Source organism: Anabaena sp. FACHB-1237 (assembly GCF_014696225.1).
GTDB lineage: Bacteria > Cyanobacteriota > Cyanobacteriia > Cyanobacteriales > Nostocaceae > FACHB-1237.
In genome coordinates this window covers 160,222-186,013 of record NZ_JACJPV010000001.1, presented here as the reverse complement: position 1 = coordinate 186,013, position 25,792 = coordinate 160,222, and the positions used below count along the sequence as shown (strand labels likewise).

General features: G+C 35.2%; 20 protein-coding genes. 14 read left to right on the top strand and 6 right to left on the bottom strand.

Annotated elements, in window-relative coordinates:
* Positions 1 to 89: 89 nt before the first annotated feature.
* The 7 genes from H6F32_RS00840 to H6F32_RS00810 all read left to right on the top strand — a co-directional run bounded on the left by H6F32_RS00840 (position 90) and on the right by H6F32_RS00810 (position 7,828).
* On the top strand, positions 90 to 1,517 hold the full coding sequence (locus H6F32_RS00840) for an HlyD family efflux transporter periplasmic adaptor subunit (protein WP_190367436.1): 1,428 nt from the start codon (positions 90 to 92) through the stop codon (positions 1,515 to 1,517).
* Positions 1,518 to 1,569: 52 nt separating this feature from the next.
* The gene (gene devC, locus H6F32_RS00835) at positions 1,570 to 2,724 is read left to right on the top strand and encodes an ABC transporter permease DevC (RefSeq protein ID WP_190367435.1); all 1,155 of its coding nucleotides are present in this window, start codon (positions 1,570 to 1,572) and stop codon (positions 2,722 to 2,724) included.
* Between the two features lie 79 nt (positions 2,725 to 2,803).
* Complete coding sequence (locus H6F32_RS00830) at positions 2,804 to 3,511, top strand: DevA family ABC transporter ATP-binding protein (protein ID WP_190367434.1); 708 nt, start codon at positions 2,804 to 2,806, stop codon at positions 3,509 to 3,511.
* Positions 3,512 to 3,615: 104 nt separating this feature from the next.
* A complete protein-coding gene (locus tag H6F32_RS00825) occupies positions 3,616 to 4,431 on the top strand; it encodes an HAD family hydrolase (RefSeq protein ID WP_190367433.1) in 816 nt (271 codons plus the stop codon).
* Positions 4,432 to 4,923: 492 nt separating this feature from the next.
* Positions 4,924 to 5,274 carry a Mo-dependent nitrogenase C-terminal domain-containing protein gene (locus tag H6F32_RS00820; protein WP_190367432.1) on the top strand — a complete coding sequence of 117 codons (351 nt, stop codon included), beginning with the start codon at positions 4,924 to 4,926 and terminating at the stop codon, positions 5,272 to 5,274.
* 19 nt (positions 5,275 to 5,293) lie between these two features.
* The gene (locus H6F32_RS00815) at positions 5,294 to 5,566 is read left to right on the top strand and encodes a cupin domain-containing protein (RefSeq protein ID WP_190367431.1); all 273 of its coding nucleotides are present in this window, start codon (positions 5,294 to 5,296) and stop codon (positions 5,564 to 5,566) included.
* A 1,086-nt stretch (positions 5,567 to 6,652) separates the two neighbouring features.
* Positions 6,653 to 7,828: a cysteine desulfurase family protein gene (locus H6F32_RS00810; protein WP_190367430.1), complete on the top strand. Its 1,176-nt coding sequence runs from the start codon at positions 6,653 to 6,655 to the stop codon at positions 7,826 to 7,828.
* A 270-nt stretch (positions 7,829 to 8,098) separates the two neighbouring features.
* Here the strand turns inward: H6F32_RS00810 and H6F32_RS00805 are convergent, their stop codons facing one another.
* Positions 8,099 to 8,878 carry a sigma-70 family RNA polymerase sigma factor gene (locus H6F32_RS00805; RefSeq protein ID WP_190367429.1) on the bottom strand — a complete coding sequence of 260 codons (780 nt, stop codon included), beginning with the start codon at positions 8,876 to 8,878 and terminating at the stop codon, positions 8,099 to 8,101.
* 628 nt (positions 8,879 to 9,506) lie between these two features.
* A complete protein-coding gene (locus H6F32_RS00800) occupies positions 9,507 to 10,337 on the bottom strand; it encodes a photosystem II manganese-stabilizing polypeptide (protein ID WP_190367428.1) in 831 nt (276 codons plus the stop codon).
* Positions 10,338 to 10,703: 366 nt separating this feature from the next.
* Here H6F32_RS00800 and H6F32_RS00795 point away from each other — a divergent pair, with 366 nt between their 5' ends.
* Together H6F32_RS00795 and H6F32_RS00790 are read left to right on the top strand one after the other, a co-directional pair.
* On the top strand, positions 10,704 to 11,030 hold the full coding sequence (locus H6F32_RS00795) for a hypothetical protein (RefSeq protein ID WP_190367427.1): 327 nt from the start codon (positions 10,704 to 10,706) through the stop codon (positions 11,028 to 11,030).
* 187 nt (positions 11,031 to 11,217) lie between these two features.
* The gene (locus tag H6F32_RS00790) at positions 11,218 to 12,138 is read left to right on the top strand and encodes a cell division protein FtsQ/DivIB (protein ID WP_190367426.1); all 921 of its coding nucleotides are present in this window, start codon (positions 11,218 to 11,220) and stop codon (positions 12,136 to 12,138) included.
* 257 nt (positions 12,139 to 12,395) lie between these two features.
* Here H6F32_RS00790 and H6F32_RS00785 read toward each other — a convergent pair whose 3' ends face one another.
* Positions 12,396 to 12,761: a Panacea domain-containing protein gene (locus H6F32_RS00785; RefSeq protein WP_199294429.1), complete on the bottom strand. Its 366-nt coding sequence runs from the start codon at positions 12,759 to 12,761 to the stop codon at positions 12,396 to 12,398.
* A gap of 288 nt (positions 12,762 to 13,049) precedes the next feature.
* Between H6F32_RS00785 and typA the strand changes: the two genes are divergently transcribed.
* Positions 13,050 to 14,840, top strand: a complete 1,791-nt coding sequence (typA, locus tag H6F32_RS00780; protein ID WP_190367425.1) for a translational GTPase TypA — start codon at positions 13,050 to 13,052, stop codon at positions 14,838 to 14,840.
* 66 nt (positions 14,841 to 14,906) lie between these two features.
* On the opposite strand, the gene H6F32_RS00775 is transcribed toward typA, so the two are convergent.
* Positions 14,907 to 15,860 carry a class I SAM-dependent methyltransferase gene (locus H6F32_RS00775; RefSeq protein ID WP_190367424.1) on the bottom strand — a complete coding sequence of 318 codons (954 nt, stop codon included), beginning with the start codon at positions 15,858 to 15,860 and terminating at the stop codon, positions 14,907 to 14,909.
* A gap of 453 nt (positions 15,861 to 16,313) precedes the next feature.
* Complete coding sequence (gene serA, locus H6F32_RS00770; protein ID WP_190367423.1) at positions 16,314 to 17,894, bottom strand: phosphoglycerate dehydrogenase; 1,581 nt, start codon at positions 17,892 to 17,894, stop codon at positions 16,314 to 16,316.
* A 549-nt stretch (positions 17,895 to 18,443) separates the two neighbouring features.
* On the opposite strand from serA, the gene H6F32_RS00765 reads away from it, so the two are divergent.
* From H6F32_RS00765 to H6F32_RS00755, 3 genes are all read left to right on the top strand, one after another.
* The gene (locus tag H6F32_RS00765; RefSeq protein ID WP_190367422.1) at positions 18,444 to 18,740 is read left to right on the top strand and encodes a hypothetical protein; all 297 of its coding nucleotides are present in this window, start codon (positions 18,444 to 18,446) and stop codon (positions 18,738 to 18,740) included.
* Positions 18,741 to 18,942: 202 nt separating this feature from the next.
* Positions 18,943 to 20,343 (top strand): MFS transporter, encoded by a 1,401-nt coding sequence (locus tag H6F32_RS00760; RefSeq protein WP_190367421.1) that lies wholly within the window; start codon positions 18,943 to 18,945, stop codon positions 20,341 to 20,343.
* 200 nt (positions 20,344 to 20,543) lie between these two features.
* Positions 20,544 to 22,568, top strand: a complete 2,025-nt coding sequence (locus tag H6F32_RS00755) for an alpha-amylase family glycosyl hydrolase (RefSeq protein WP_190367420.1) — start codon at positions 20,544 to 20,546, stop codon at positions 22,566 to 22,568.
* A 30-nt stretch (positions 22,569 to 22,598) separates the two neighbouring features.
* On the opposite strand, the gene H6F32_RS00750 is transcribed toward H6F32_RS00755, so the two are convergent.
* Complete coding sequence (locus H6F32_RS00750; RefSeq protein ID WP_190367419.1) at positions 22,599 to 23,861, bottom strand: MFS transporter; 1,263 nt, start codon at positions 23,859 to 23,861, stop codon at positions 22,599 to 22,601.
* Between the two features lie 124 nt (positions 23,862 to 23,985).
* On the opposite strand from H6F32_RS00750, the gene H6F32_RS00745 reads away from it, so the two are divergent.
* A complete protein-coding gene (locus H6F32_RS00745; protein WP_190367418.1) occupies positions 23,986 to 25,674 on the top strand; it encodes an ABC transporter ATP-binding protein/permease in 1,689 nt (562 codons plus the stop codon).
* The last annotated feature ends 118 nt before the right edge of the window (positions 25,675 to 25,792 follow it).

Below are 25,792 nucleotides of genomic sequence, written 5' to 3'. Positions count from 1 at the left end.
TTTAATTTACTCGACTAATAGATTGCTTCAGTAAATTTTGCAAATGTTGTAATTTGCTCACCAAAATTTAGATAAATAGGTAAAATACTATGTCGAGGGTGAAAGAAAAACCAAAATTTATAGAAATATCTGAACAACCAAAAATTTGGTTAGCAATTGCGGTAGGTTTACCGGTAGCAATTGCCGTAGGATTATTAGCTACAGCTAAAATGGAACAGCTAAAAAAGTTAACTTCTTCTGTATCTATTGCCCCAGTTCCTAATAGTATTACGTCCATAGGTAGGTTAGAACCAAAAGGAGAAGTTATCAAACTTTCTGCTCCTGCGGGTATCTCTGGAAGTACAAGAGTACAACAAATATTAGTTAAAGAGGGGCAAAAAGTTCAACAAGGTCAAATTGTGGCCATTTTAGATAATCGTGATAGTAACATAGCTTTATTAGAAGAGGCTAAATCCAGACTCATAGAATCTCGTGCTAATTTAGCTCAAGTAAAAGCTGGACCTCCTAAAGATATTCAAGCTCAAAAAATGCTAATTGCCCGATTACAAGCTCAATTAAATGGTGAAAAACAAGCTCAACAAGCGGGAATTGAGAGAATTGCGGCAGAATTAAGTGGTGAAAAAGTTGCCCAACAAGCAACTATTAACCGTTTAGAAGCCGAATTAGTAGGACAAAGAGATTCTTTAAAAGCTACCATAGCTAGAATTAGAGCAGAAGAACGTAACGCCCAAGTAGATGCGGGACGTTATGATTTTTTATACCAAGAAGGGGCAATTTCTCAACAGGAACGCGATCGCCGCCGATTAAGCGCTAATACTGCTACACAACAGTTAAAAGAAAGTCAAGCTAATTTAAAGCAAGCAATAGGAACAATTCAACAGCAAATAGCTCAAGCTAGAGCTACACAAATGAAAACTATTGCCACTTTACAACAACAACTTATAGAAGCTAAAGTAAATAGAGATAAAACTATTGCTACTTTACAAAGACAAATAGAAGAGGAAAAAGCCAGATTAAGCCGGATTTTAACAGTTAGTCCCTTAAATGCCCAAGTAGCTCAAGCCCAAGTTACTAACGCTTTAGCACAAGTAAGAAAAGCCCAAGCAGAACTACAACAAAGCTACGTCAAAGCCCCAACTCCTGGAGAAATACTGAAAATTCACACAAAATCAGGTGAAATGATGGGAACTAATGGCATAGCAGAAATTGGGCAAACAGATGAAATGTTTGTAGTAGCTGAAATTCCTGAAGATAGTATTAGTAAAGTTCGCATTGGTCAAACAGCTACTATCACAAGTGATAATGGTGCTTTTACAGGAGAATTGAAAGGTAAAGTAGTAGAAATTGGTAGAAAAATCGGCAAAAAAGATGTTTTAAATAACGATCCAGCAGCCGATGTTGATGCCAGAGTGATTGAAGTAAAAATTGGACTTTCTCCACAATTTAACAAGCAAGTTTCTGGCTTAACAAACGCTAAAGTTACAGTGGAAATTAACCAAGATTCTAATTATAAGTAATTGGTTATTAATAAATTTGATGCTCACAAAGATTAAACAATAAGGTTAAAAAATGAGTCCAAAAATACCTTTATCTTGGCTACAACTGACAAGGGAAAAAACTCGCCTAGCGGTAGCTTTGTCAGGTATTGCTTTTGCAGATATTTTAATGTTCATGCAGCTAGGTTTTAGGGATGCATTATATTACAGTAACGTGAGAATGCACAGCAGTTTAATAGGTGATGTAGTTTTAATTAACAGCCAATCTAATGCTGTTTTATCCATGAAAACCTTTTCTCAAAGACGACTATACAAAGCATTGGATTTACCCCAAGTTAAATCAGTACATCCGATTTATTTAGACTATACAAGTTGGCGCAATCCAGTTACAGGCCGTCCTCGAAGTATTTTAATTTTTGGCATGAATCCAGAAGTTAATGTGTTTAATTTACCAGGAGTCGAAGAAAATCTTGATAAATTAAAATTACCTGATGTAGTTTTATATGATCGTTCTTCCCGAACGGAATATGGACCAATTGCTGATAGTTTTAATCAAGGGGAATTAGTAACAGCAGAAGTAAGAAGACGTAAGGTTAAAGTAGCCGGATTATTTACTTTAGGTGCGTCTTTCGGAGCAGATGGTAACTTAATTACCAGCGATGTCAACTTTTTTAGAATTTTTACAAATCGGCAAAGGGGGTTAATTGATATTGGCATAATTAAGTTAAAATCAGGTGCAGATGCTAACCAAGTAGCCCAACAATTAAGAAGTTATTTACCCACAGATGTTAATGTTTTCACCAAAGCAGAATTTATTGATTTTGAAAGAAATTATTGGGCAAGTAGTACAGCTATTGGTTTTATTTTTACTTTAGGAACAATTATGGGTTTTATTGTGGGAACTGTAATTGTTTATCAAATTTTGTATACAGAGGTAACAGATCATTTATCGGAATATGCTACTTTAAAGGCTATAGGTTACACACAAAATTATTTATTAGTGGTGATTTTACAAGAGGCTTTTCTATTAGCAGTAATTGGTTATTTACCAGGATTTGCCTGTGCTTTATTTCTTTATCATGTTGCTAGAGATGCTACACTTTTACCTATAATTATGAGTTATGATAGAGCTATTATGGTAATAGTATTAACTATTTTAATGTGTTTTATTTCCGGGATGATTGCTATTCGTAAATTAAGTTCTGCTGATCCGGCAGATATTTTTTAATTTGGTGATTGGTGATTGGGTAAAATATCATTTTTCTAACTCCTTAATCTCCTGAATCCTACATAATAAAGGTAAACTTATGAACAATAAAGAACCAATAATATCCATTAGCAATATTAACCATTATTATGGTAGAGGTAGTCTGAGAAAACAAATTTTATTTGATATTAATTTGGAAATATATCCAGGTGAAATTGTAATTATGACTGGTCCTTCTGGTTCAGGTAAAACTACTTTATTAAGTCTAATTGGTGGTTTAAGATCAGTACAAGAAGGAAGTTTAAAGTTTTTAGGAAATGAATTATATGGTGCTAGTCAACATAAACTAGTACAGTTACGCCGTAATATTGGTTATATTTTCCAAGCTCATAATTTATTGGGCTTTTTAACTGCTAGACAAAATGTACAAATGGCTGTGGAATTAAATCATTATGTTTCCCAACAAGAAGCCATTCACAAATCAGAAAATATGTTAAAAGCAGTAGGTTTGCAAGAGCGAGTTAATTACTATCCAGATAATTTATCTGGTGGACAAAAACAAAGAATAGCCATCGCTCGTGCATTAGTTAATCATCCTCCTCTAGTATTAGCAGATGAACCTACAGCCGCACTAGATAAACAATCAGGACGTGATGTAGTAGAAATCATGCAACGTTTAGCTAAGGAACAGGAAACAGCTATTTTACTAGTCACCCATGATAACCGAATTTTAGATATAGCTGATAGAATTGTGGAAATGGAAGATGGTTTATTAACTCGCGATGCTCAAAATAAACGAGATCATTAATTTACAACCTGAAATAATCAGTTCTTGATCTTGACGATGGCTAACTTTTCCATCGGAAACTAATGTAATATAAATATTTCTTAGATTTGCAGGAGATTTTAGTAATGTTCAAACCTATGCAGGATCTTAGGAATCATCTGATAAATATACAACAGGTTTCTTCTGGAACAATTTCGACTTTATACGATAATTGCCTAGTCGCAACTGATATGGATGGTACTTTGACTAATCATGGAAAATTTACATCTATACTACTAAAAAGTTTGGAGCAGTTAGCGATCGCCCACATTCCAGTTTTAATTATTACTGGACGTTCGGCAGGCTGGGTTAGTGCTATTAGCAGCCTGATGCCTGTAATTGGTGCTATAGCTGAAAATGGCGGTTTATTCTATCCATCAGCAAGTTCCGATTCTGTAATTTTGACATCTATTGGTGATATACACAAACATCGTCAAAATTTGAGTATAGCTTTTAATAAACTACAAAGTTACTTCCCTCAAATCCGAGAATCTGCTGATAATCAATTTCGAGTCACTGATTGGACTTTTGATGTTGCGTCCCTCACACCTGATGAAATCAAAACTCTGGCTGATCTTTGTCAAAATATGGGTTGGGGTTTTACCTATAGTAATGTACAGTGTCATATTAAACCTGAAAATCAGGATAAAGCTACTGGTTTATTAAAAGTTTTGTCTCAATATTTTCCCACATACTCTCCCCAACAGGTCATTACTGTGGGCGATAGTCCTAATGATGAAAGTCTTTTCAATTCAGATTATTTTCCTCTTTCTGTTGGTGTCGCTAATATATACAAGTATTTAGACTATTTAACGCATAAACCCAACTATATCACCCAATCCTCTGAAATAGACGGATTTGCTGAATTATGCAGTCTATTAACTACGCTTAATATTAGGTAAGAATTAATCAGAGATAGAGTATTGTATTGACTTGTTTTAATTTGTTTTATTTATGTGTTAAACATAGCTCTTCCTGATCAAAATTATTGCAACAGGTTTTTTCGGCGATATCAAGAGGCAAATTTTTGTTTGTCCCCCTTTTTTTAGCTTTTAGATAAGATGTAAAGATCCCCGACTTCTTGGAGAAGTCAGGGATCTGAAGAGAATTGCTATATATAAGATTTTCTTTACTTTCCAATAATTAAAAATAGAAATTTAATATATGAGAAAATTATATAAAATATAAAAAATTTATAAAGGGAATTTATACCACTTTTAGATTTTCTTTGGTATTTTGTATTCATGTGAACAGTTTTCAGGGAGAAGACAGGATTAAATATCAATTATTCACAGATAAAAGAAGTAAAGATAAGTTAGATGGTAACAAGCTAGATATAGCTGTACCGAGTTTAATGACATTCGTAAAACATTCGTCAAAAGAGGATTTTCGCCATGATCAAAACAAATACTCAATCTCTAATTCTCCCCACATTAATTACTGCTATAGGAGAAATGCAAGAACTGGTGAACCAGTTACAAGTTAAATTAAACCTCCTGCAACAATTACGTAATTGGTGTGATGGGATAGAAGTCAAAGATGCACAATTCGCGCATTTTATCGCCAAATTAATTCCCGCTCAATGTCCATTTGAACGTGATATAGTAATTTTTGGTCGTAAAATTGGTCATATTCCACCCTTGTGTAAATTAAATCCTCTGTATGAGCAGTTTGTAGGGTTGCGTTTTCGGGCATTATGTTATTTAGTAGATGAGTGTGGACAAGACATTCAATCTTACTGCTAAATAGGAATAACAGGGAGTCATGGAAATCAAAATTCAGCATCAACCAAGTCAAGAAGTTATCGAAGAGTTAGGTATTGAGAACTGGCCAGTTTGGCAAAAGGAAGCATCTAAATTTTCCTGGGTTTATGACGAACAAGAAACTTGTTACTTTTTGACTGGTGATGTGATTGTCACTCCTAATGGGGGAAAACCTGTAAGAATGGCTAAAGGAGACTTAGTAACATTTCCTGCGGGTATGAGTTGTACTTGGGAAATTATTAGTGATGTGAAAAAACATTATTGTTTTGGGTAGCTATTAGCTATCCTCAGATATGATTAACTGGTAAATAAATATCGCGTAAAGATAGAATTGAGACTAATATCCAAAATAAGCCCCAAAAAATCTCGGAAGGCTTACTATACATAAGAAATAAGCCATAAATTTTGAACATTATTATAAAGTTTACCTTTTTACTCTGTTTTCTCATTCAGACTGGAGACTGGTGATTTAGTATAACAAGTACGGTAGAACCGTTAAAAATTGTTAATTATTTTTAAGTTTGTGTAATTTACTCCTGTGAATAAAATAAGATCATGATTCAGACCTTATAATAATAGGAGTGATACCTTTATCTATTGTATCAATATGATTCAGTTCATTTAAGCGAAAAATGTAGGTCTTGGCTATTTAGAAAAAAGATTTGGACTAAAACAGGTAGATAATGATATACTACTTCCTGAATGGTACGAAAATCTGCCAGAAATTACAGATTTACAGAGAGAATATCTAGACACAGTAAAATTGCATTTTCTCCGATTAGTTAAGAATCCTCCTTTATCAGAAGAAACCGTAAAATTAGTAGTACAGCTTGGCGTAAATAAACCAACCATTCTAAATCGTCTAAAAGCCTATACTGTCTTCGTTTTGAATGCATGACTTCCGCTCTGTGGTAGTAGTCTTATCTCCGCTACTAAGTTTAACCGGGTTTTATGGTGAACCTTTTTTGTGAGAAGTGAACTATCAGTATAAATTTCAGCAGAAGATGAAGGAGAAATAATCAGAGGCCGAATTGATGTTTTAGTTATACAGCAACAGTTAGTTATGGTTATTAGTAATTGAATCTAAAACCGCTGCGTTTTCCCTAGCTAAAGCTATACCTCAAGCACTAACTTATATGTTGGCTAATACTAAAGCTAATTGTCCTCTATATGCATTAGTAATGAATGGAGAAGATGTTCAATTTATCAAACTTCCCCAAAAAAAGATCAACCTAGATATGCTTTATCGCATAGATTCAATTTGCATTGTCAACAAAATGAACTTTATCAAATTATAAAAATCTTAAAAAAATTAGGTCAAATATTGAGTTAATTGTTGAATTAATTGTCGAGTTAAGTTATGTCTAATCGTCCCATCTACCTTGATTGTCATGCTACCACACCCCTAGATGAAAGAGTCTTAAATGCAATGATTCCTTACTTTACAGAAAAGTTTGGTAATGCAGCTAGTGTAAGTCATATTTATGGTTGGGAGTCAGAAGCAGCAGTGAGAAAAACCCGGGAAATTTTAGCTAGTAGTATTAATGCTACACCAGAAGAAATTGTTTTTACCAGTGGTGCAACAGAAGCGAATAATTTAGCTATTAAAGGTGTAGCAGAAGCCTATTTTTCCAAGGGTCAACATATTATTACAGTAGCAACAGAACATAAAGCGGTTTTAGACCCTTGTGAATATTTAAAAAGTATTGGTTTTGAAGTCACAATTTTACCAGTTAATCAACAAGGTTTTATAGATTTAGAACAATTAGAAAAAGCCCTGCGTCCTGATACAATTTTAGTATCTGTCATGGCGGCAAATAATGAAATTGGAGTTTTACAACCTTTAGCAGAAGTTGGTAAATTATGCCATGAAAAAGAGATTCTTTTTCATACAGATGCAGCCCAAGCCATTGGTAAAATTCCTTTAAATGTGGAAGAATCGAATATTGATTTGATGTCTTTAACAGCCCATAAAGTTTATGGTCCCAAGGGTATTGGGGCTTTATATGTAAGAAGACGTAACCCTAAAGTCAAACTTGCTGCACAATTGCATGGAGGAGGACATGAGAAAGGAATGCGTTCTGGAACTTTATACACACCGCAAATAGTTGGTTTTGGTAAAGCTGTAGAAATTGCAATTTTGGAACAAGAAACCGAAAATCAAAGGTTAACACAATTGCGAGAAAGACTATGGCAAAAATTATCAACTATCGAGGGAATTTATCTTAATGGACATCCCCAAAAACGACTAGCAGGAAATTTGAATATTAGCGTGGAAGGTTTAGATGGTGCAGCCTTATCTTTAGGTTTACAACCAATTGTCGCAGTATCTTCTGGTTCTGCTTGTTCCTCCCATAATATTGCACCTTCTTATGTTTTAAAGGCTTTAGGGCATCCTGATAAATTAGCCTATGCTACTGTACGTTTTGGTATTGGTAGGTTTAATACTGCCGAAGAAATAGACCAAGTTGCGGAGCATTTTATTAATACTGTGACAAGTTTACGCAGTTGTTCACTAGTAACTAGGGCTTGCTGAATAAATATAAAACTCAGATAAATCAAAGGTTTGAGGGTCAAACCCAACAAACCCTTGTAAATGTTGGGTTTCGTTTCTCAACCCAACCTTACATACTACATGAAAATCTTTGTAACCTCAGTTTACTTTAGTAAAATGCACGCTATTAACCCTCAAATATGGCTCACGCCAGGCAGGCTACGCTATCATTTCTGGGCGGGTAGGTCACCCAAACAAATAAGCTATCTGTACCTTAATTTGACACCAATGGATCCGGATATAACTCTAACATTAGTTTGCAGCAAATATAAAATTTTTCAAAGCATATAATCCCTTTTTGATACGGCGAGAAACAGTAACTATGCTAATACCTAATTGTTCTGCTACTTCTTTCTGAGTTAAATCATGTAAAAAGACATATTCCAGAATTTGACGAGTACGCTCTTCTAATTGCATTAAGGCTTGTTGTAAAAGTAACTGGTCTTCCTGCGCTAATTGAAAACTCCGATAATTGTGATCTGGAACTAATTCATTTAAACAAGTAGATTCTTGTTCATGATTTTTAATTGTTACATCTAAACTTAAAGGATTACGATTTATCCAAGCTAATTTAATTTTTTGCCATTCATCTACAGAAATTTTTAATCCTGCGGCTAATTCAACATCTGTAGGTTGACGATTGTATTTTTCTTGGAAACAATGAGTCAGCAAAACGGATTTTTGTTGAATGGTTACCCAGTGACGGGGGATAGGCACAGTAACACAATTGTCTCTCAAATAGTGTTGGATTTCCCCGCGAATATAGGGAACCGCATAGGAACTCAAAGCATGACCCTTAGAAAGTTCAAATTTTTCTATTGCTTTAATTAACCCGATAGAGCCTACTTGCAGCAAATCGTCATAACTCTCATGACATTGATTCATCCAATAGAGAGCTTCTTTTCTGACAAGCCCAAAATTTAGTTCCACTAATTGATTACGGACTCTTTCTGAACGGGATTGTTCATATTGTTTGAGTAGTTGTGTAATTTGCTGTTTAAGTTCATTAGCATTAGATGTGATCGTAGTCATAGTAGTTTAGGTTTTTTTAAAGCAATTAATTTGTTAAGATGTTAAATATATTCTTTTAGCTTTTCAGCTAATTGCTAATTGTACAGTACTTACACAACTGGCACGTTAGTAGGGTGTGGTTCGACAAGCTCACCAACCACGTCAGATTTTTGATGTGACACTTGCGTAAGTCGTATTGTATTATAAAGCTATAAGTAAAACCTACGGAATTATACAATAAATATTTACAACCCACATTTTGCACACCCAGGTGCCACATCAGTAATTATGACTAACACCACGCTCCGCTATCGGATTTTTAAATACCTCAATGGAAATTTGAGATAGCGAAGTGCTGCTGCAAGCAGTTCGCTTGTTCTAAATCCCCAAACAACGTTGTTGTGTGAAAGTTTAGGGTGCAGAAGGTAGGTGACAATCTTAACATTCAACACTTCTTAAGTAGATAAGACCACCTGACTAAAACTGTCACCTTTTACCTGTCATTCATTAGGAGAATATTTTTTGGAGGAAGCCTATTTAGGATAGGAATAAGCATAAGAATAATTTATGAGTTACTCCTATGCTTACTTTTTTTGTTGTTCTATGTTTGAAATCTTTTAAATCATTGAACTTTTGATTGATAGTTTATTTAAGCAAGAGGTTCAACGCGAGCATAGAACAAACCACGAATTTTCACTTCTTTAGGTTCGCCAGCACCTAAGTCTGTATCAGAAGGTTGTTCACTTTCAAAAGTTCCAGCAATTTCACCAGAAACGCTATCTACCTTAGCCACTTGTAAGGAAATTTTACCTTGGAGAATCTCTGCACGCTTAATATTAGCGCGATCTAAATCTTGATCATCAGATTGAGCAGGTAAAGCTACAGCATTATCATATCCACTTACTACACCACGACCTTTAGGATCTAGGAAAGATGCACCACGATAGGAAGGAACTTTAAAATTCCCTTCAAAGTCAGTAGAAGTATTAATGCTGTTTAAGTTAGGTTGTGTTTGAGCCACTAAGTTTTTGATAGTAAAGAGGAAGGGAACTAATTCACCACCAGGAAGTTTTACAGTAATAGCTTGGAAGTCCAAACCATCTTTTTCAGTAAAGGTAAAGCTATTATCAGGATTAACAGTTAATTTACCTTGTACTTGGTCAATGGTAGAAGTGTAGCGAGTCAATAGTTTACCAGGAACAAATTCAGCTTCTTGACGTTTGTTAGCAGGTTCTTCCTTAACAAAATAGTTTGTTGGTTCTAAACAAAGTTCTTTAACGCTATAGGATTTACTAGGATCAATAGCAATAAAACCTCGACTAGTTTCTGCTAACTGTGGACATTTGTTAGCTAATCCTGTACCGCGAATTTGTTCATAAGTACGTACCTCCTTGGCACTTACAGATGTATTATCACCACAAGCAGTAATGAATCCTAGACATAAAGCGAAAAAAGCAACTATTAAAGCGCGATACTTCATGATCAACCTCAGTGTTAAAAATAAATATTTAATAGTTTCAAAAAGCATAAGTATTTATTCTATGCTTTTAGTTTTTGGGTATAACCCTGATAGGACGAACTATAACGCCCATTGTCCCTTGGGTGGGTAAATACTATAGGGATACATTTACCTTACCATCAAGTGTTTATTCCTAAAAAATAGCAGAATAAGATTGCTTACTACTAGAAAAATCTAGTGATCCCAGCATTGATGATGAGATATATTCGCAAATTCCAGAGGATTGCTATATAATTTGCCAATCTATTGAGAAAACATCCATCTCTACTAACTTTTCATCAATTTTATTTCCTTGTCTTTAACAAGTTTTATGGAGTATAACCTTTTATGAGCAATAATCAAAATTGTATATCAGAACATTTGAAGCACCAACTTGACACTATCTCATCTGTAGTTAGTACCGCTTCTCAATCTTGTCAGGGAGATGTAATGGCTCTCTTAAATTTGTTAAGACATTTAGAGAAGTTACACAAAGAAATTCGTGATGGTCTATTTCAGGAAAGTTTACCAGATAATCGCCAAAGATTATATTCGCTACTGAAAAATATGGAATCTCAAGGAGGTTGGCCTTATATTGAACGTATGAGATTGCAGGCCTTATTAGTAAAGTTTTCTGATGAAGATCAAGATATTCAAGATAATATTGATCGTTAAAGGTAGACGGTAAATGCCTCTAAGTAACTGAACAAATAACAGGAGTTTATTATGATGATAAAATAGCTAATAGTTTTGATATTTCTTAGGTTTTGACTTGGTGATAGTAAATTAAAATGATGTCAAATCATGAAAAAATTAATAATTAGTTTTTATTATTGATAAAAAAGGAGAAAAAGGAATTGCTATGGCGGGTATATTATCAGTTTCTCGGAAAAGTTTGAGGCAGCGCCGGAAAAAACTGCAACGGCAGAGACAAATCAAAATTATGCAGAATATCTGGCAAACTTTAGCTGTAACAGGTTTAGCTTCTGGGTTATTTTGGATAGCATTACAGCCTATATGGGTGTTAAAAAATGCAGAACAAATTGTAGTTAAATCAGGAGATAAAATTTTAACAGGAAAAGATGTTAATGATTTAATTGCGTTGTCTTATCCTCAATCTTTATGGAGAATTAAACCAGGAAAAATTGCGGAATCTTTAAAGAAAAAACCGACCATATCTGAAGCAAGCGTAACTCGTCGCTTATTTCCACCAGGTTTAATTATTGACATTAAAGAAAAACTACCGGTAGCGATCGCTGAACTACCACTATATAAAAAACCTCAGCCTTGTCAGACTGATAAGAAATCAGCCAGTAAACCTTGTGCAATCAGTAGTAATAATAGTCAACAAAATAACCTTAATTTGTTAGATGAGCAAGGAGAGTTAATACCCTTAAAAATCTATCAATCTCTAAATCCTAACTTGGAATTACCTCAGCTAAGAGTTTTGGGCGATCCCAGAGAATATAAACCTTTTTGGAGTCAAATTTATCAAGCTATTGCAGACAGTTCGTTGCAGGTAAAAGAAATTGATTATCGAGATCCCACAAATATAATTTTCACCACAGAACTAGGTAAATTCCATTTGGGTAGTCCCAGTTATAAGTTACCAGAACAAATTAAGTTAATGGCAAAAATGAAAGGTTTAGCAGATCAACTTAATCCAGGTAATATAGATTATATTGATCTGCAAAATCCTAATAGTCCTATGTTAGTAGAAAAAAATCTCAAAAAAACAAGTACCAATACTAATGAAAAGCTAGAAAAATCTCACGTTCCTTAATTATTAAGACAAATTATGTTAGCATGCACCATTGATATGGATATGGGACTAATATTTGATTCTTGAAAGATACGTAGTCGACGGTGTTAATAACCAACGGTTTTAGTTAATTAGGAATGCACAGGTAGAGTTTAACAATGCTCATTGGTGTCAACTCAAGCTGAAACCCTTAATAAATAAGGAGGAAAAGAGCGATAGCGGGGAATATCCTTTTTACTGACCTAGCGATCGCCCAATAACCATATATTCCATATACATTAATCTGATTTGTCTAAATGAGTCATATCACTTAAACGATAGGCATGATAACCACCAAAATATTCCCATACTTCTTCTAGTAGTTGTTTTTCATCTTCAGATATTTTTGATAATGATTCTTGATCAGGAATAGGTAATTGTTTAGCTTCAAATTCGCTGTAAAATCTATAGCCAGGTGGACAAACTGGACCATAACGCCATGCTTGTATTTCTTCGGGAAATAATGGTTGATCATACATGGCTAAATGTAAACTTTGGGCATAATAAAGCAGATTTTGTACTTTCATGTTAGTCATTTCTGCTTCTATACCTTCTTGGTAAGCCTTAATAATGAAATAGCGAGATACAGTTAGACAGTCAATCATAATCACACTCGCAAATCCAATATCATACACACTCTATTATAGTTTAAGTTAAACTTTTTAGTACATTTTTACTAAAAAATCCCCAACTTATCAACAATTAAAACAGGATTTACCTAAACCTGAAAAAATATTTTATTAATTCTTATCAAAACAACAATATTTGTCACAATTACGCTAGAATTATTAAAGGTTCATTACAGAACTGGCAAAAAATCCCCACTTCTGATAAAAGAGCCAAACGCCAAACACTTAGTTACTAATCTAAAAACATTAAAGTTTACCTAATCTATGACGCTCCCAATTCGTAACGTCGCCATTATCGCTCACGTTGACCACGGTAAAACCACCCTGGTTGATGCTCTTTTGAAACAGTCCGGCATTTTCCGCGAAGGCGAAGACGTTCCGGATTGCGTCATGGACTCCAATGCTTTGGAGAGGGAACGTGGGATTACTATTCTTTCTAAAAATACAGCAGTTCGCTATAGAGAAACACTGATCAATATTGTTGATACTCCTGGACACGCTGACTTCGGCGGAGAAGTAGAACGGGTACTTGGCATGGTTGACGGTTGTTTACTGATTGTTGATGCCAATGAAGGACCAATGCCCCAAACCCGCTTTGTACTGAAAAAGGCTTTGGAGAAAGGTCTACGTCCTATTGTTGTGGTTAACAAAATAGACAGAGGACAAGCTGATCCCCACGTTGCTGTTGATAAAGTTTTGGATCTATTTCTAGAATTAGGCGCAGATGAAGATCAATGTGATTTTCCCTATCTGTTCGCCTCCGGTATGGGCGGTTACGCTAAAGAAAGTTTGGATGATGAAGCGGTAGATATGCAGCCTTTATTTGAGGCTATTCTGCGTCATGTACCTGCACCTGTGGGAGATCCTAATAAACCTCTACAGTTACAAGTGACAACCCTAGATTATTCTGAATATCTAGGACGTATTGTAATTGGTAGAATCCATAATGGTACTATCCGCTCTGGACAACAAGCAGCTTTAGTAACAGAAAGTGGCAATATTGTTAAGGGTAAAATTACCAAATTATTGGGATTTGAAGGATTAAGACGGGTAGAAATGGCCGAAGCTACCGCAGGTTATATTGTGGCTGTAGCTGGTTTTGCTGATGCCTATATTGGTGAAACTATTACAGATCCTAATGAACCTCTGGCTTTACCTCTGATTAAGGTAGATGAACCCACATTACAAATGACCTTCTGGGTGAATGATTCACCATTTGCAGGTCAAGAAGGTAAGCTGGTAACATCTCGACAAGTGCGCGATCGCTTATTCCGTGAATTGGAAACAAACGTGGCCTTGCGCGTAGAAGAAACAGACTCTCCCGAAAAATTCCTAGTATCTGGACGGGGAGAATTACACCTGGGGATCTTAATTGAAACCATGCGTCGTGAAGGTTACGAATTCCAAGTTTCCCAACCCCAAGTAATTTACCGCACAGTGAATGGCCAACCTTGCGAACCTTATGAGTTATTAGTTTTAGACGTTCCTGCGGACTCCGTTGGTAGCTGTATTGAACGTTTGGGACAACGAAAAGGCGAAATGCAAGATATGCAGCCCGGCGCAGGCGATCGCACACAATTAGAGTTTGTTATTCCCGCCCGTGGTTTAATTGGCTTCCGTGGTGAATTTATGCGGATGACTCGTGGTGAAGGAATCATGAACCACAGCTTCCTAGACTATCGCTCCCTTTGCGGTGAAATTGAAGCTCGCAATAAAGGCGTATTAATTTCCTTTGAAGAAGGTGTTTCCACATTCTACGCCATGAAAAACGCCGAAGATAGAGGTGCATTTTTTATCACTCCTGGAACTAAAGTTTATAGAGGGATGATAGTAGGTGAACACAACCGTCCTCAAGACTTAGAATTGAATGTTTGTAAAACCAAGCAGTTAACAAACCATCGGGCATCAGGTGGTGATGAATTAGTGCAATTACAGGCACCAGTAGACATGAGCTTAGAACGGGCATTAGAATATATTGGACCGGATGAATTAGTAGAAGTAACACCGCAATCAATTCGTCTGCGTAAAATGGCGAAAAAACTGGCAAAACGTTAATCTTTTTTTAGCGTCAAATGTTCAAGGGTGGGGGTTACTCCACCCTTTTGGTATTGGTTTCTGCTGTTACAAACTTGGTTTTTGGGCAACAATAGCACGATGTCGAGGATCAGTACAAAAAGTTTTGACATTCTGAAAACCTATATTGTCTAAATTTGCTTCTATATCAAAAAGATAGTATTGATCACTCCAAGGTTCTGTACTTTTCATTAATGTAAAGAGTACCGGGGGTAAATTTTGAATTACAGGAGATTTAGGATTATTATCTGCGATAGCAATACAACCACCTGGACGCAATAAACGTAAAACTTCCTGAAAAATAGCTTTACTAGCAAAATCTGGCAGTTCATGAGTGATAAATTGGAGAGTGATTAAATCAAAAGATTCATGGGGTAATTGTGTGTTTTCTGCTAGAGAATGTAACCATTGAGATATTTCATGATTAACATCCGAATATTTAGCTACACTCAACATATAGGGAGATAAATCTAAACCGACTGTTTTGACTGGATGCTTTTGTTTTTGTTGAAAATAGCGATGTATTTGTAAAGTAGAAATACCAATGGAACAACCAATATCTAGGATATCTTGTACCTCTTGAGTTACATAATTGCCTACAACTTCGTGAAAACTGGATCTTAATCTGCGGTGTGCAGTTTCCCAAGTAATATTTTCTTGTGGATATACTCGTAATGCCATAGAATAGGTAGCACTAGCAGCTTCAAAAGCAGCCTCCCAACAAAGATTTCCTTGACTATAAGCATGAAAAGGAACTTGGTAATAATCGGGATAAACTACATTAGTATTAACAATTTCTGCTAGTTTTTCTTTAATTCCTGACTTGTCTAGCTTTTCGTAATTTTTACGCCAAGGAATACCATTTTTTTCCGCAGTTTTGATCATTACTTGCCTAGCTTGTTGTTTCATAATACTATATATAGGCTTAGTATTGATGAGCAGATTAACCATTTGCGAAAGTAAGGTTTGTCCAGTCCAGTCTGGTTTGATTTTTGTATTCATTGGTCAAGTAAGTTTAGAGGTATGATGATGATTTATATTTTAGCTAATTTGGCTATAGTCTGATAGCGTAGCGTGGCCACATACTGCTAGAAATATCTTGACTCAAAATCCATGTCAATACCAAATCAGATTTGGACTTTGTTGAAAGTTATTAGACTTATGAGTGAAAATTATCCCCTGGACAATTCATGAATTTTCCCTACAAGGGTTTGGTGGTTATGCACATTTAATTAGCACAAGATGTCTATTGGTTAATGATTAAATTTGTTCCTGTTGGTAATCAAATTATTGGGATATTGATCGCTCTTTCATTATACATAAAAGTCATCATTGGTGCGATCGCATCCGCACTTGTGATCCCAAATTTTCATCAAAAGTCAAAAGTCAAAATTATTCTGACTCTTGACTCCTATTACCATAGTCTTAGCGTTATGTCTGCGTAGTATCTCACTGTTACAGAGTAACTGTGTATGCGTCTCGAATACCTGATAATTTCTTAATCTCTTCTAAAATCCCTTCAGGTAAAGGATCATCAATAGTTAAGGCCATAACCGCATCACCACGGACGATTTTCCTGCCTACTTGCATACTAGCAATATTCACATTAAAACTACCTAGCAAAGAACCAAGTTTACCAATAATACCAGGCATATCCCGATGTAGGGTAAACAACATATATTTACTAGGTGGGACGTTGATGGGGAAACCATCCACATCTATGAGGTGAATTTCTTTGTCCCCTAATAATGCACCTGTTACTGAATGTGTACCCAAAGTACCTATTGCTTCTAAATGTAATGAACCAGCATAGTCTCTAGCGGAACTATCTCTCGTCTCAATAACTCTAATACCACGTTCCTTAGCTTCAATAGTAGCATTAACGTAATTAATCCGCTCCCGTAATGCTGGATACAATAGTCCTTTTAAAGCAGCAATTACCATAGGCTGACTCTTATTGCTGGCCAATTCCCCTTGTAGTCTCACAGTTAAGCTATCAATTCTACCACCACTTAACTGTCCTACCAAATTACCCAAAGTTTCTGCTAATTCCATATAAGGCTTCAATTCTGCTAGTATATCAGGTCCGAGTCCGGGGATATTCACGGCAGAACGGGCAGGTAATCCTAATATTACATCACGAATTTGTTCAGCTACATCTATAGCCACATTAACTTGTGCTTCAGTGGTGGATGCACCTAAATGGGGTGTAAGAATTATGTCTTTAGTGAGCGATCGCAATTCCGAATCTCCCAAAGGTTCACTAGCAAATACATCTAAAGCTGCACCTGCGATTTTACCTTCCTTAATAGCTGCGGCTAAAGCTGCTTCATCAATAATACCACCACGAGCGCAGTTAATAATCCGGGTAGTAGGTTTCATTAATGCCAGGGTTTTAGCATTAATTAAATTAGTAGTTTCCGAGGTTTTAGGAATGTGTAAAGTGATATAGTCAGCTTGTTGGAATAGTAAATCTAAATCCACCAATTGACAACCCAATTGTTCAGCCCGTTCGGCAGAAATAAAAGGATCATAAGCTAACAGTTTCATCCCCATAGCTTTAGCTACAGTAGCTACATGAGAACCTATTTTACCTAAACCAACCACACCCAGAGTCTTTTTATAGACTTCTCCACCAACAAAACTTTTTCTATCCCATTCTCCGCGTTTTACAGAAGCATTCGCATCTGGGATGTGACGAGATAGAGATAACATCATTGCTAAAGCGTGTTCAGCCGCCGCAATAGTATTACCTTCAGGAGAATTAACAACTACAATACCTTTGCGTGTGGCAGCAGGAACATCTACATTATCTACTCCTACTCCGGCACGTCCAATAATTTTTAACTGTGTACCAGCTTCGATAATATCTTCAGTAACGCGAGTACCAGAACGAATCATTAGCGCGTCATATTCACCAATAATGGCTTTAAGTTCATCAGGTTTGAGATTAGTTTTGACATCTACAGTTGCTACTTGGGAAAGGATGTCAATGCCAACTTGATCTATAGGATCGGAAACAAGAACCTTGGACATGATTATGGTATCTAAATTTAGAAGTTTTATTATAATACAGGAATTTCTAAGATCAATCGTCAATGTTAGATTAATAAAGGAGCGATTACCCATTATTGATGATCAGTTATCAGCCAGTTTTCTAAGTTAATGCTCTCCACTTCCCATAAATCAGTATCATTAGAAACGAATTTCAACCCGCGTACAATAGCTGTAGCTCCAATTAAAATATCTGCATCTTGTATAGGTATACATTTGATTTTTAAATCCCCATGAATTTTGCAGGCTGCTTCTATGATTTCTAATGGTACGTCAATTTCCTATTTGTAGATGAGGTTTATAGTTTATAGGCTCTCTCTTTTCCCTCAAACTCACAATTTTTAGCCTGACAGACCACTAGAATCATTACTTAATGTTTTTGATTATAAGCATTTCCTAAGAGTAAAAAGTAGTATAGTAAATTGTGTCTAGGCATAAAATATAGAGAGCTAACTTTGAACAGGGATTTATAATATATATAATATAAATACTTATACTTATTAGTAACTGTAATTTATCCGATAATCATCTATGAGAGCTAGAATCGAGAATAACATATTATTTATATATCATGAAGACTTACCAGAATTTAAAAAAGGTGGTTCTGTAGTCAGAAATTCCTACTTTTGGGCATTACGTTCTATTGCAGGTCATTCTAAACGGTATAGTGATTGGGAATACGAGTCAGATGTGTGGTTTGCATTGAGAAGGATGTTACTATCATTTGCAGAGTCAGGTTATTTAGGCATTAGAGAAACTTTATTAGAATTTCCTATATCACAAGGCCAAATTCCTGAAATACTAACAGATGTAGCAACTTGGCAATAGCGGAGTGCGGTAGGGTTGAACAAAAACAACAACAACAAAAACAACAACGGCGGCCCTACTGACTCCTGACTGGTGATAACTAATTCAAAAATTTTGAGACAGTTTTTGACCAGAGGTTGTATAATGCTATCACAACTCTAGCATCAAAAAATACTGATTATTGATAAAAAGAGTTATAATTCCCACATTCATTACTGTTTATATGATTAGATATTTCCATCAACTAATTAACTTCATCCTAGAGATACGAACATTTTTTCTCTTCTGGGGTGGACAATCTTTGTCAGAAATTGGCAACCGTCTGACAGGGTTTGGACTGAGTATTTGGGTATATCAACATACTCACGCAGTTACACAGTTAAGTGTAGTAATATTTTTGACAACATTACCAGGAGTATTAATTACACCTGTAGTGGGTGCATTAGTAGATAGATGGAATCGTCAGGTTATTATTATCATCAGTGATATGGTAGCTGCAATAGTGACATTAACGTTAGCAATACTACTATTTACAAATTATTTAGAAGTGTGGCATACCTACATTTCTGCCTTTATCACATCACTATGTGGTTCTTTCCAAATGATTGCCAAATCAGCAGCAGTTACCATGATGGTAAAAAACGATCAAATAGGTAGAGCCAATGGTTTAATACAATTAAGTACAGCAGTAGGACAATTAACAGCACCAATTTTAGCAGGTATACTAATAGGCGCAATAGAACTACAAGGATTACTAGTACTTGATTTTTCTAGCTATATCATTGCTTTAATAATATTATCTATTATCAAAATTCCTGAACCTGAATCTTCTGATAATAATTTGAGTCAACGACTGACAGTTTTCCAGGAAATTGCTTACGGTTGGGCAAGTATTTCTGGTCACTTTGTCTTGGTAATTCTGCTAGTATTTATGACACTACACTTTTTTATTAGTGGTATGACTACGGTGTTAATTGATCCGTTGATTTTATCATTCGCTTCCACAATAACTTTTGGTACAGTGATGTCAATTGCTGGCTGTGGTATGGTAGTTGGTAGTGTATTTATGAGTATTTGGGGAGGAGGAAAAAAATCTATATTAACCCTCTTTGTATTTTCTGCACTTAATGGTGTTGCTTTAATAATTGCTGGGTTTAAACCCTTTATTCCTACTATAGCAGTAGGTCTTTTTATATCTTTCTTTACCATTCCTATTGTTTTAAGTACGAACTATACAATTTGGCAAACTAGTGTACATCCTAAAGTCCAAGGTCGTGTACTTTCACTATTAGGAGCAGTGACAGGATTAGGATTAGCTTGTGGTAATCTTAGTGCTAGTCCCCTAGCTGATGGTATGCTAGAACCAATGTTATCTAATGGTGGCTTATTAGCTAGTACAGTAGGACAAATTATAGAAATTGGTCAAGGTCGTGGTATCGGTTTGTTGATGATATTAGAAGGATTACTTATGTTAATCACTGCTATGTTATTATACAATTACTTTTATTTTCGGCAATCTGATCAAAAATGGTCAATGCCTAAAATGGATGAGCAATGGCTAAATACTACAGCTACTACAATAGCTAATACAATAGAAGAATCTGATAAAATTACTAACTCGTAAGATAGCTTCACATAGTATGATTGAGGATGCTACCATGTATCCTCAGTTGTTACTTAGTTTTATAAGTTATAAGAGGTTATAATTTTAACTGTTACACTTCTACATTTACATTACGCAGAAGTTATAGTCTGGATAATCAACAATTAATTGTTCATTCTCACATCATCAGTCAGCAAAATCTGGGGGAGAAAAATAAATTTATGCGTTATTTTGATGAATATTGTGAACTGCATTTAGATCATCATACAGCACCCTTTAATTGGGTTTTTAGAAGTGATGAGAAAATATGTATTCATTTTGGTGTTTCCCTGTCCAAAAATCCCAAAATAGGACAAATAGCATATCAAATACATGATCAAAAAGGATACAGTGATTCTGGTAGAATTACAGCACACAGTGAAAGAATTTTGGAAAATGGTTTTAAATTATTTTCTGTAACTTTACCGCCTATTGGTAATGGTGGAGATTATAAATATAGACTAGGATATATTGATGATTTTGGTAATGAATATACTAGTCGAGAATCAAGGTGTATATTAGTTTGTGATGAAGCACCTCAGAGTATGACAGAAATACCTGCCACGTTTTTGGGTTTTGTAGATGGTAAACCCCTCTATGGACCATTACCAAAGGGGGAAACTACACCTAGTCCAAAAAGCTGGCAATCACGAGTATTTTACTCTATTATTATTGATAGATTTGCCCGTAGTTCTCAAGTTAATCTTGCAGGTTTAGGTAGAGTTAAATATGATCCTGCTTCACCTTATACCAGTCATGGTGGCACAATTCGTGGTGTAACTGAAAAGATAGATTATTTAAAATCTCTCGGAGTGAAAGTTATTATTTTAAGTCCAGTTTATGTAAATGCACCGGATGGTTATCATGGTTATCATCCTATTCATCTGTTAATGGTTGATCCTCGTTTGGGTACACTTAACTGTGTCAAGGAATTAGTCAAAAAAGCTCATGATGTTGATATTTATGTAATTTTAGATGTGGTTAATAATCACATTACTGATAGTATTAATTGGGAACAGTATGGTGGTCCTCCTGGAGGGGAATTTAAGTATATACAGGGTGATCCAGAGGCGGTTTTACCTTATCCTATAGAAGCACGGAATACTTGCTTGTTTCATGGTCCTGAATATACTGATATGATCAATCAAAGATTATTTGGTTTTTTGGAAGATTGGCGCACGGAAACAAGTTATGTCAGAGAGTTATTAATTCAACATTTAAAATATTGGATTGCAGAAACAGATGTGGATGGGTTGCGATATGATTCAGCGCGACATATTGGTTTAGATTTTTGGCAACCTTGTGTGGAAGAAATTGATAGATATGCAAAATTTTTAGGTAAAAATAAGTTTTTACAGATTGCTGAACACGCAGGTAGTAACCATGCAGAAGTGCTGGAATACAATGATGCTAAGTTCACTAATATGATTGATTATCCCACATATTATGCGGTGAAACGTTCGTTTGATAATCCACATTGGTTGGGAGGTTTAGCTGACTATTTTTGTGGTTTTTTAGAACCTTCAGAAATTTATTCTGGTGGGTGGCAAAATAATTTGATGTTTTTGGATAATCAAGATACTACCAGAATTTTTCATCAGTTTTTAAGTCGTTTAGGAAATGCAGAGGAAGCTAGAATTAGGTTACATTTCGGTTTAGCTTGTTTGATTTTGGGTCCCCAAGTTCCCTATATGTATCAGGGTACTGAACAGGAATATTCTGGGGCTTTAGGTTTTCACCAAAAACAGGAAACCGGGGAAACTATTGGCCATGATTGTTATGTGCGGGAAGATATGTTTGAAAATCCTGGTTGTGTATGGATTTTTGGTCCAATTAATCGCCAATCTTTTGTTTCTTATAGTCAAGATAATCCCACTTTTAAAATTATTCACCAATTAGCAAATATTCGCTTTCATCATCCTTTGTTTTATGAAGGGGTGAGAACTTTATTATTTTCAAGAAATAATGGTTTATGGTGTGTGTTAATTCATGGTGATGAGGGGGAAAAATGGTTATTTGTGGCGATGAATTTGAGCGGAAATTCTATTTCTGAAGAGGATGTAAAAATTCCTGATTGGTATGGTGAGTTTTCTGGTGTTAATTTACTGTTGGCTACGGCTGGTGGTGGGTTACATTTTACCAATGGTGGAATGCGGATTTTGTTACCACCATTTACTTTTGTGTTGGGGGAGTTGTTAAGAGACTAATTGGCAATTGGCAATTGCCAATTACCTAAATCATAATTTACGAATGGTGGGATATTGTGAACCAATCAATGTGATTATTAAGGTGAATAATCCTAAGATAACAAATAATAGGGCTATACCTCTTCCTGGACCTGAACCAATGATTTGTCCGATGATGTTGTTTGCCCAAGGACCGTTAAAGTCCATGAGTGGTTCTAAAATGTTGTCTGCTAGGGGGGCAGCAAATACGGCGGCTACTGGTAAACCGGCGGTGGAAATTGCACCAGTGATGGCGAAAATTCTGCCTTGTACTTGAGGGGGGACTTTTTTCTGGAAGATGACTTGGGTTAAGCCGTTGATGATGGGACTACAGAGAAAAAATAGGAGGGTACATATACTAATTTGTAATATGGAAGGACGTAATCCGGCGATCGCTATCCATAATCCACTGAATATCATAGCTGTGATGACTATATTCGTCAGGTTTTCCCATTGATTCCCCCATTTACTGATAATTAGTGAGGTTGTGAGTATTCCTAACCCACCAACAAACATGATTATTCCTAGTTGTGAGGAGGTAGTGAGGGATAAAACTAGTGGATAAGCTAGAACAAAAACACAACCTACTAAAAATTGATAAATAGTATAGAGGATTAAAAATTCTAGCAGTCCAGAACTTTCTTGCAGGTATTTCCATCCATAAATCATTTCTTGCCAAAATGATACTTTTTGGGTTTCTTCTACAGGATATTGAGAAATTTCTACTACTTTAGTCATCAGTAGTGGAATTAAAGCAATGATAACTGTACTTAGGTCAATGATGAGAATACCTTGAATATCTATGATAGAAAGTAATAAACCTGCTAGTAAGGGGGATGCTATTTGTTGAATACCAAAGGCTAATTGTACCATACCACTTACTTTATGTAGTTTTTCTATTGGTACTAAGCAGGTAATTAAGGCTTTGTAGGCGGGATTCTGAAACCCACTAAAAAGGGATATAAATGTGTTAATTAAATATATGTGCCATACTTGTAATTGACCTGTACTCACTGAAATGGTGAAGATAAGAATACATATTCCTATACAAGCATCACTAATAATTACAGTCCATCGGCGATTCCATCGGTCTATTAATGTTCCTGCTATGGGTGAGACTAAAACTAGTGGTAAGCTGGTGGTAATTGTAACCAGAGCAAATTGGGTAGCAGATCCAGTTTTTTGAAATACCCAAATGTCTAGGGCGAAGGATGCCATCCATGTGCCAATTAGTGATATTAGTTGTCCTATCCAAATGAATGTGAAATTACGCATTGTCCTATATTCTCAATGATATGTAATATTGATATTCAGTTATGATACTAACCTAATTTGTGTCAGTAAACCTGAGTAGTTTGATTAAGTCATTAATTTCTATTTTATAGGTTGCCGGGTTTTTATGAATTTACGCAAAAGATTTAAGTTTCAATCTGTTAAGCGGTTTTGGTCGATCGCTAAACTCTATTGGTTTGGCAATGAACAACAAGGTGCTTTGGCTTTGTTAGTATTTCTCGGTGTCCTTTTATTTGCTAATACACAACTCAAGGTAGTTTTAAATACTGTTCAGGGTAATTTAATTACATCCCTTGCAGCTAAAAATAGTCCAGGTTTTTGGCAAGGCATTTTGCTAGTTTTGGCCGGAATCATGATTTTTGGATTATTTAATTCTGGTTATGGTTACGTAAGAGAAACTTTGGGCATTTATTGGCGCAGGTGGTTAACTAATTTTTTCTTAGATAAGTATTTTAGCGATCGCTCATTTTATGACTTAACCTATCTTTATAAAGATATTGATAATCCCGATCAACGTATTTCTGAGGATATCGCTAATTTTTGTCAACAATGTTTACAATTTTTAGTAAATATTGTGGAGTCTATCTTTGTAGTTGGTACTTTTAGTATTATTCTTTGGTCTATTTCTCAAAGTTTAGTTTTTGCCTTAGTAATTTACTCTATTTTAGCTTATGCCTTAACTATTGGTTTTTATGGAAAAAAATTAACTAATCTAAATTATGAGCAACTAAAAAAAGAAGCTAATTTTCGATTCGGACTAGTGAGAATTAGAGAAAATGCCGAATCTATCGCTTTTTATAATGGCATTATCCAAGAAGATAATAAAATTAAATTAATTTTTCAAGAAGTGTTTCAAAACTTCCAAAAACTAATTTTATGGTCAGAGGTGTATCTAAATATTTTCAAATACCAATTTAGTTATTTACCAGTGATCATTCCCGCAATTATTTTAGGAAATCAAGTATTAAGTGGAGAAATTCTGGTAGGAAAAGTAGTGGAAGCTGGAGGTGCTTTTGGACAAGTGGCTTTTTCTGTAAATGTAATTATGTATCAATTTGAGAAATTTACCAAATTTGCTGCTTCTATTAATCGTTTATATTTATTAAATCATTCTTTAAAAAATCGTCACATTTTGGTAGAACCACAGGAAGTAATTAAAATTATTCCTAGTAATAAAATAGCAGTAGAAAATCTCACCTTACAAACTCCTAACTATGAAAAAACCCTATTTAGAAATTTGTCTATTACATTAGCTACAGGCCAGGGATTATTAATTATGGGAGAAAGTGGTTGTGGGAAAAGTTCCTTATTACGTGCTGTTGCTGGGTTATGGAATAGCGGTACTGGTGTGATTTTTCGTCCAGAATTATCAGAAATGCTATTTTTACCCCAACGTCCTTATATGATGTTAGGAAGTTTACGAGATCAACTATTTTACCCTTTTGGTAATAGTCATTTAACTGATCATCAATTACATGAAATTCTCCAAAAAGTCAATTTATTAGATTTAGATATGAGATTTGGTGGTTTTGATGTAGAACAGGATTGGAGTGAGGTATTATCTTTAGGAGAACAGCAAAGACTCGCTTTTGCTAGGTTTTTAGTAAGCAAACCTAAATATGTCATCTTAGATGAAGCTACCAGTGCCCTAGATGAACAAAATGAAGCTAGTCTTTATGATTTACTGTTACAAAGTGGTACTACTTTTATTAGTGTGGGACATCGGCCAACATTAAAGAGATTTCACAACTTAGTGATTTTTATTACGGCAGATGGGGTAAATGATACTAAATAGTTCATAAAAACCCTTTCCTAAGTTACCTTCCTAAATATACAATTTACTTTGAATCACTACTTAATGAGAAAATATGTTCGATATTTTTGAAATATTTTTGAAATATTTTTTTGATATT

Bases quoted from the DNA above. Each gene is read 5' to 3' on its own strand.
- H6F32_RS00830 (WP_190367434.1), top strand. From the start codon at position 2,804: ATGAACAATAAAGAACCAATAATATCCATTAGCAATATTAACCATTAT.
- H6F32_RS00775 (WP_190367424.1), bottom strand. From the start codon at position 15,860: ATGAATACAAAAATCAAACCAGACTGGACTGGACAAACCTTACTTTCG.
- H6F32_RS00820 (WP_190367432.1), top strand. From the start codon at position 4,924: ATGATCAAAACAAATACTCAATCTCTAATTCTCCCCACATTAATTACT.
- H6F32_RS00805 (WP_190367429.1), bottom strand. From the start codon at position 8,878: ATGACTACGATCACATCTAATGCTAATGAACTTAAACAGCAAATTACA.
- H6F32_RS00790 (WP_190367426.1), top strand. From the start codon at position 11,218: ATGGCGGGTATATTATCAGTTTCTCGGAAAAGTTTGAGGCAGCGCCGG.
- H6F32_RS00745 (WP_190367418.1), top strand. From the start codon at position 23,986: ATGAATTTACGCAAAAGATTTAAGTTTCAATCTGTTAAGCGGTTTTGG.
- serA (WP_190367423.1), bottom strand. From the start codon at position 17,894: ATGTCCAAGGTTCTTGTTTCCGATCCTATAGATCAAGTTGGCATTGAC.
- H6F32_RS00765 (WP_190367422.1), top strand. From the start codon at position 18,444: ATGAGAGCTAGAATCGAGAATAACATATTATTTATATATCATGAAGAC.
- H6F32_RS00750 (WP_190367419.1), bottom strand. From the start codon at position 23,861: ATGCGTAATTTCACATTCATTTGGATAGGACAACTAATATCACTAATT.
- devC (WP_190367435.1), top strand. From the start codon at position 1,570: ATGAGTCCAAAAATACCTTTATCTTGGCTACAACTGACAAGGGAAAAA.
- H6F32_RS00840 (WP_190367436.1), top strand. From the start codon at position 90: ATGTCGAGGGTGAAAGAAAAACCAAAATTTATAGAAATATCTGAACAA.
- H6F32_RS00815 (WP_190367431.1), top strand. From the start codon at position 5,294: ATGGAAATCAAAATTCAGCATCAACCAAGTCAAGAAGTTATCGAAGAG.
- H6F32_RS00810 (WP_190367430.1), top strand. From the start codon at position 6,653: ATGTCTAATCGTCCCATCTACCTTGATTGTCATGCTACCACACCCCTA.
- H6F32_RS00760 (WP_190367421.1), top strand. From the start codon at position 18,943: ATGATTAGATATTTCCATCAACTAATTAACTTCATCCTAGAGATACGA.
- H6F32_RS00755 (WP_190367420.1), top strand. From the start codon at position 20,544: ATGCGTTATTTTGATGAATATTGTGAACTGCATTTAGATCATCATACA.
- H6F32_RS00785 (WP_199294429.1), bottom strand. From the start codon at position 12,761: ATGATTGACTGTCTAACTGTATCTCGCTATTTCATTATTAAGGCTTAC.
- H6F32_RS00825 (WP_190367433.1), top strand. From the start codon at position 3,616: ATGTTCAAACCTATGCAGGATCTTAGGAATCATCTGATAAATATACAA.
- H6F32_RS00795 (WP_190367427.1), top strand. From the start codon at position 10,704: ATGAGCAATAATCAAAATTGTATATCAGAACATTTGAAGCACCAACTT.
- typA (WP_190367425.1), top strand. From the start codon at position 13,050: ATGACGCTCCCAATTCGTAACGTCGCCATTATCGCTCACGTTGACCAC.
- H6F32_RS00800 (WP_190367428.1), bottom strand. From the start codon at position 10,337: ATGAAGTATCGCGCTTTAATAGTTGCTTTTTTCGCTTTATGTCTAGGA.